The 5,821-nt window shown below is 40.4% G+C and carries 5 protein-coding genes; 3 read left to right on the top strand and 2 right to left on the bottom strand.

What is annotated here, in order from left to right; all coding sequences use genetic code 11:
- Nucleotides 1-93 precede the first annotated feature (93 nt).
- A complete protein-coding gene (locus OGM63_RS21745) occupies nucleotides 94-1,149 on the top strand; it encodes a WD40 repeat domain-containing protein (RefSeq protein ID WP_263747745.1) in 1,056 nt (351 codons plus the stop codon).
- Between the two features lie 106 nt (nucleotides 1,150-1,255).
- On the opposite strand, the gene OGM63_RS21740 is transcribed toward OGM63_RS21745, so the two are convergent.
- Nucleotides 1,256-3,481 (bottom strand): pentapeptide repeat-containing protein, encoded by a 2,226-nt coding sequence (locus tag OGM63_RS21740; protein WP_263747744.1) that lies wholly within the window; start codon nucleotides 3,479-3,481, stop codon nucleotides 1,256-1,258.
- A gap of 361 nt (nucleotides 3,482-3,842) precedes the next feature.
- On the opposite strand from OGM63_RS21740, the gene OGM63_RS21735 reads away from it, so the two are divergent.
- The gene (locus OGM63_RS21735; RefSeq protein WP_263747743.1) at nucleotides 3,843-4,172 is read left to right on the top strand and encodes a hypothetical protein; all 330 of its coding nucleotides are present in this window, start codon (nucleotides 3,843-3,845) and stop codon (nucleotides 4,170-4,172) included.
- A 138-nt stretch (nucleotides 4,173-4,310) separates the two neighbouring features.
- Here the strand turns inward: OGM63_RS21735 and OGM63_RS21730 are convergent, their stop codons facing one another.
- Nucleotides 4,311-4,484: a hypothetical protein gene (locus tag OGM63_RS21730; RefSeq protein ID WP_263747742.1), complete on the bottom strand. Its 174-nt coding sequence runs from the start codon at nucleotides 4,482-4,484 to the stop codon at nucleotides 4,311-4,313.
- A gap of 191 nt (nucleotides 4,485-4,675) precedes the next feature.
- Here OGM63_RS21730 and OGM63_RS21725 point away from each other — a divergent pair, with 191 nt between their 5' ends.
- Nucleotides 4,676-5,656: a metal ABC transporter solute-binding protein, Zn/Mn family gene (locus OGM63_RS21725; protein ID WP_263747741.1), complete on the top strand. Its 981-nt coding sequence runs from the start codon at nucleotides 4,676-4,678 to the stop codon at nucleotides 5,654-5,656.
- Nucleotides 5,657-5,821: the final 165 nt, after the last annotated feature.

The following is a 5,821-nucleotide window of genomic DNA, read 5'->3' as shown; positions in this document are numbered from 1 at the left end:
GGGGGATAGGGACAGGGGGGGAAGAACAATTTAAAATTACTCCCACACCACGCTTCCTCCACACCACGCTTCTCCCACTCCCCCACTCCCAAAATGAACACCGCTAATTCCAACGAATTCGAGCAGCACTTTTCCGGGATGCTTTCAGATTATGTGACAGCGATCGCCTGGTCGCCTGATAACATAACTTTAGCTGCAACCTCAGCTGCTGGGGAAGTCGCACTTTGGCAAGATGGCGATTTAGCAACTTTGCAAGCTGGTAACGGTGAATCACTAAACTGTGTAGCCTTTTCCGCAGATGGGCAATTCTGTGCCGTTGGGGGACAGGACGGACGGGTGAAAATTTGGCGGCAAAGTGAATTAATTACTACTTTGGAAAATGCTCCTGCTTGGGTTGACAAGCTGGCTTGGAGTCATACTAGCAATCAGTTAGCTTTTAGTTTGGGGCGTTACGTACAAGTGTGGAATGCCGACTTAGGGGAAACAGTTGTCACGCTAAATTTTGAAAATTCTTCAGTATTAGCTATTGATTGGCGAAGTGATGGACAATACTTAGCCGTTAGCGGTTATCACGGTGTAAAAGTATGGAATTCTCAAGATTGGAATGAAGAACCATATTTCCTGGAAATGCCTACTGTCAGTGTAGCTATGGCTTGGTCGCCCGATGGTAAATTTCTGGCTTCTGGTAACATGGATCGCAGCGTCACCGTGTTAGAATGGGATAATCCCGACCCTTGGGTAATGCGTGGTTTTCCTGGTAAAATTCGCCATTTGGCATGGTCAGAAGCTACCACCAAAGTAGGTGCGCCGATTTTGGCTTCTTCCAGCGTTGAAGGGATTGTCGCGTGGGAAAAGCTAGAAGATGAAGCTTTGGGATGGGAAGCGACAGTGTTAACAAATCATGTGGATGTAATTCAGGCGATCGCCTTTGCACCCAACAGCTTTATTCTCGCTTCTGCTGCTAGTGATGGCTGGCTATGTTTGTGGAATCAAGCCAAGCAAGTATCGCAAGTTCTCACAGGTGCATCAGCAGGCTTTTCCTGTCTAGCTTGGCATCCCCAAGGCAAATTACTTGCTGCTGGTGGTGAAAATGGAGAATTATTCCTATGGTCAAATGGACATCTGGTGGAAAACAATGTAGAGACGTAGCACTGCTACGTCTCTACAAGGGTTTGGGGCAACGCATAGTTCAATTCGGTCGATGTCTAATGGTTATTCTTCTTAATAAATGGAGATTTTATTTTTTGGAAGTCCCTCAAGGCAATGGAATTCCTGCTGAACGAATTGCAAGTTTAACAACACTTTTCACTACATCACTTACTGTTGCGTCTCCTAACGATTGTCCCCACTTCGCTAATTTTTCTTTCATCGTTGAATCATTCTTAGCCTGAGTAGCTATGTTTTCGGCTACTTGCGTTTGAGCAACATCAACCGTTACACCACGTTTTTGCAACTGTTCAATCAGGTCTTGAATTTGAGATGCTGCTTTAGTCAAATCCTGACTCATATTGATGTAATCTCGTTCTACATAACTCCCATTATTTTCAATGTACCTGCTGTTATTACCATGAATATTAATTTCGCGTTTCTCGTTCATATTCTCTCCAATTGTGTTAATTAGTCTCAGGATAAACTCAAACAAAGGTTGATTCTCAAATTCTCCTGACCGAGAATTTGACGGACTCTCTTGCTTAACTTGTTGATATACCTGTTCAAACTCCTGTTCTACAACACCTTCAAAGGTATATTGGGGAACTCTGATTGTAACTAAAACATTATCATCTATCCTCCTGAACTCTCGAAAATCCTCAGGTGTGATATCTGGATTATTTTTTATCAAATGCTCAAACGCAGCAGTCAAAGCTTGTCTATTCTGCTCATGACGAATAAACAATTGAACGGTATTACGTTCTCCAATAAAAATTTTCTCGAAATCTCCAGGTTTGAAAATGTTTGGAGGGTGGGGTAAACGCTTTTGTATACCACTATTAGGGTCAGGATGCTCATTCAAAAATATAAATTCGCATTTTACATTGCTGAGGATTGTTGTTTGATCGATATTCCAATCCTCTATAATAGCTCCGGTTAAACAAGCTTTCGTTAAGTTTGCGCCATTTAGTTTAGTTTGCTTTAAATTTGCTTTTTCCAGATTCACGCTTTGCAGATTAGCTTTATTGAGATTTGTTCCAACAAAACTCGCAGATGATAAATTTGTTCGCTCTAATAAATTTGATGCCTTTGATAAATTTGGTGTCTCCAAATTAATGCCTTCGAGATTTAGATTATTAAAATTTTGACCTTTTCCATCTAGTCTTACAACCAATTCCCTAACTTGAGGAAGCTTGAGATAATTATTTCCAACACGAGCGCGTTCTAAAGACTTTCCTCTATACCAGAGAGTTCCTGTAATTATGGCATTTTGTAAATTTCCACCTTTGAGATTTGCGGAGGTGAAAACAGCGTTAGTTAGATCAGCTTGATTAAAGGTAGTACCTCCGGTAGTAGCAAGCAAAAGGTACATCTTCCAAAGCCAATTAAATTGAGGATTTTCATTAATTGCTGATCGAGAAAACCAGCAACCAAAAATCGCTCCAACTATAGATGTAAGAACCATTGAAATCCATGTGCCATTAGTGCCATTTGGGTTATTTATTGATTTCCTGCCCAAATTTTGAATAATATTCCCTAATGGTTTAGGAAGCAAGTCTTCAACACCTGCAAATATTGTTGCAGCATTTGTTGTAATTATTAAAATTAAAAACAATAAGATTCCCGTCATAATAAAACTACTAAAATCTTCTTCTTCACTTGTCTTTGCTATCACAAATGCAACAACAAACACGATAATGATTGCAATAATTCCCAACCAACGAGAGGTAGACACAAATTGACGAAAGAAGTTTAGCAAAAACGTGCGTAAAGTTACAATAATAACAATTGAAGTAATTCCTATAAAGATTGAATCCAAAAAGGATGGTTTTTTGCTAGAGGTTCTAAAAAAATATATTAAAAATGTAATACTTATAGTTGCTGTAAACCCTGAAATTAAACACAAAAATATATGTATACCGTATAAAATAAATGACCAAAAACGAGTTAAACCTGCTTGCGCTCCAGTAAAGTCAGCATGATTAAGGAAAGCATCGGTGAAGTTTGTTCCTTGAATCTCGGCTTTACTGAAATCCACGCTGGGGAGTGAATTTGTATCATCGACTGAGACTTTAAGAAATTTGGTAGCTCGAAGCTTTGCTTGGTGAAAGTTTGCCCCTTGTATCTTTGCATTGCTAAAATCTGCCTTATCAAGCTTTGCTGTGGTAAAGTTTGCTCCTCGAACATTTGCACCGCTAAAATTTGCCTTATAAAGCGTTGCTCCAGCAAAATTTGCTTCTCGAAGGTCTGCATCGCTAAAGTCACGTCCTCTTAAATCCTGTCCTGCAAAATGTTGCCTTCGTAAGTCTTGACCAGAATAAGACTGAGCCATAGGAAGTAAGTGTGTAAGTGTGGATGATAACTTCAAGCTGTATAACTTAATAAACCGCAATCAGCCGTAAACCCAAATTATGCGGTAATTTTAACGTATAATTACGGTTTGCTTATGGCACTAACAGGTGCTTGACCGTGGAAATACGGTGTTATGTTCCCGGAAACAAAAGGCAGGCATAATAAATTACAAACATTTAAGAAAAGTAAAGCTTTATTCTTGAAAGCTACGGTGCTCAAGTAATGAAAACAGCATGAGCTTTAGAAGCTTTAGCGGTCATGAAGCAATTAGGAGCGCGATCGCATGACCGCAAGTGCTACGCATTTACGAAATATCTGTTTGAGTTTTTACCTTTGAGTTGATGGTAAACAATTTATTGGGATATGCTGTATCTGCAACACCCTCTGTAATCTATAAATTTATGAAGATAGCAAAATTGATTTTGCTTGCCTTTCCTGTAGTTGTAGCATCAATATTGATGCTTGCCTTACCTGCGGCAGCGTCAATTGTGAATGCACCTGCTACGGAACAGGTTACTTTGGTATCTACACAACCAATTGCCGAATCGATGACACTAAACTTGACTCAAGAATCTAATCCTATCAAAGATCAACTTGGTTGTAGTTGCCCTAGTTGCGTTCAAGCTAATTCTCAGCTCCTGCAAGGTAAGCTACCATTTGTAGGCATTTAAAAAGTTATAAGTTATGCAGTAGACAACCTATTTGAAAATGAATGTAGAGACGTAGCACAGAATAGTCTCTTGGGGTTCAGATAACGCATCATTAATTTCTGGAGATGTCTAGTAGGGGTACAGCGGGACGTTGTGCCCCTATTTATTTTGCTTGAGTGTGAATGGCACTGCTACAATTTCCAACAGATGCCCGACTTGGTTTGTTAAATCAACTTGTATGAGTAATACGCGCCATATCACCACATTCGCAACATTAGCTGCGTTATTTGAGTCAATTTGCGATTTTTGCGCCACACTAGCTTTATTCAGCATAATTGCTGTTTGAAAAAACGGGAATTATGCTTTACACGCCTTCATTATCTTATTCTCACCCTCACCGAAGCTAAGATTTTGCGAGTGCGTTAACGCTTCAGTATTTGACAACCAAGTCTTCAAAATGCTGGTATTTCACTTCACCAAGATGATAAAGATTATCGTTATTGTAGCGCCGAGAGGAGTTAGTGATGTCAAAAAAAACACCATCAAGTAATTCCCTGCGACTTGCCTTTCTTGCTCTAGCGATTGGATTCGCTGGCTGTAATCAAAATAGAAACACCGCTTTCACGCAAACCAGTAGTAGAAATAATAACTTACCTCAAGTAGTAGCGACTACAAGCGTACTGTGTGATTTGACTAGACAAGTGGCGGGAAACTCAGTTAATCTGACTTGCTTGATTCCCCCAGAAGCAGATCCGCACGTTTATCAACCAAAGCCGGAAGACCGGGAAACGATGCAGACGGCTTCCCTAATTTTATACAACGGTTACAATCTGGAACCGAGTTTGATTAGATTGATTAAAGCTAGTAAAAACCGTACACCGAAAATTGCAGTAGGTCAAGTTGCGGTTCCCAAACCACAGCAGGTTGAGCAAAATAGCAAGATAAACGATCCTCATGTTTGGCATAATATCAAGAATGCGATCGCAATGGTGGATGTCATCAGCCGCAACCTAGAAAAAGTCTCACCAAAAAACGCAGCCCTTTATAGTAGTAATGCCCGACAAATCAAAAGTGAGCTAACTCAGCTCGATAATTGGGTTAAGTCAACCATTACAACTATTCCCCCCAATCAACGCCAATTATTTACAACTCATAATGCAATGGGTTATTACGCTTCTTCTTACGGACTTTCACTCAAAGGCACGCTAGAAGACATCAGCACCGAAGGAAAACCAACAGATGCGCGTCTTAAAGGCTTAGTAAATAATATCAAGCAAGCGAGAGTGCCGACAATTTTTGCCGAAACGACAATCAACCCGAATTTAATTGAGTCTGTAGCAAGACAAGCGAGAGTCAAAGTTTCCCAAAGGGAACTTTTTACCGATGGTTTAGGTGAACCAGGAAGCGAGGGAGAAACCTACCAGAAAATGATCGCGGCAAATACCCGCACAATTGTCGAAGGATTGGGAGGTACTTACTTGATATTTGTACCGAAAAGTAGGTAATGGGGAGTGGGGAGTAGGGAGTGGGGAGTGGGGAATGGGGTATGGGGAGTAGGGAGGGGGGAGTGGGGAGTGGGGAGTGGGGAATAAATATAATTACCAATTTTCAATTTTCAATTACCCAATTATAAATTACCCAATTCCCAATTTTCCATTTTCAACGCTTCG

The organism is Plectonema radiosum NIES-515 (assembly GCF_025753815.1).
GTDB classification, from domain to species: domain Bacteria; phylum Cyanobacteriota; class Cyanobacteriia; order Cyanobacteriales; family Nostocaceae; genus Hassallia; species Hassallia radiosum_A.
This window is presented reverse-complemented; position numbering and strand designations above follow the sequence as displayed.

Excerpts from the sequence above, each read along its gene's own strand:
- OGM63_RS21745 (WP_263747745.1), top strand. The coding sequence starts at position 94 with ATGAACACCGCTAATTCCAACGAATTCGAGCAGCACTTTTCCGGGATG.
- OGM63_RS21740 (WP_263747744.1), bottom strand. The coding sequence starts at position 3,481 with ATGGCTCAGTCTTATTCTGGTCAAGACTTACGAAGGCAACATTTTGCA.
- OGM63_RS21735 (WP_263747743.1), top strand. The coding sequence starts at position 3,843 with ATGGTAAACAATTTATTGGGATATGCTGTATCTGCAACACCCTCTGTA.
- OGM63_RS21730 (WP_263747742.1), bottom strand. The coding sequence starts at position 4,484 with ATGCTGAATAAAGCTAGTGTGGCGCAAAAATCGCAAATTGACTCAAAT.
- OGM63_RS21725 (WP_263747741.1), top strand. The coding sequence starts at position 4,676 with ATGTCAAAAAAAACACCATCAAGTAATTCCCTGCGACTTGCCTTTCTT.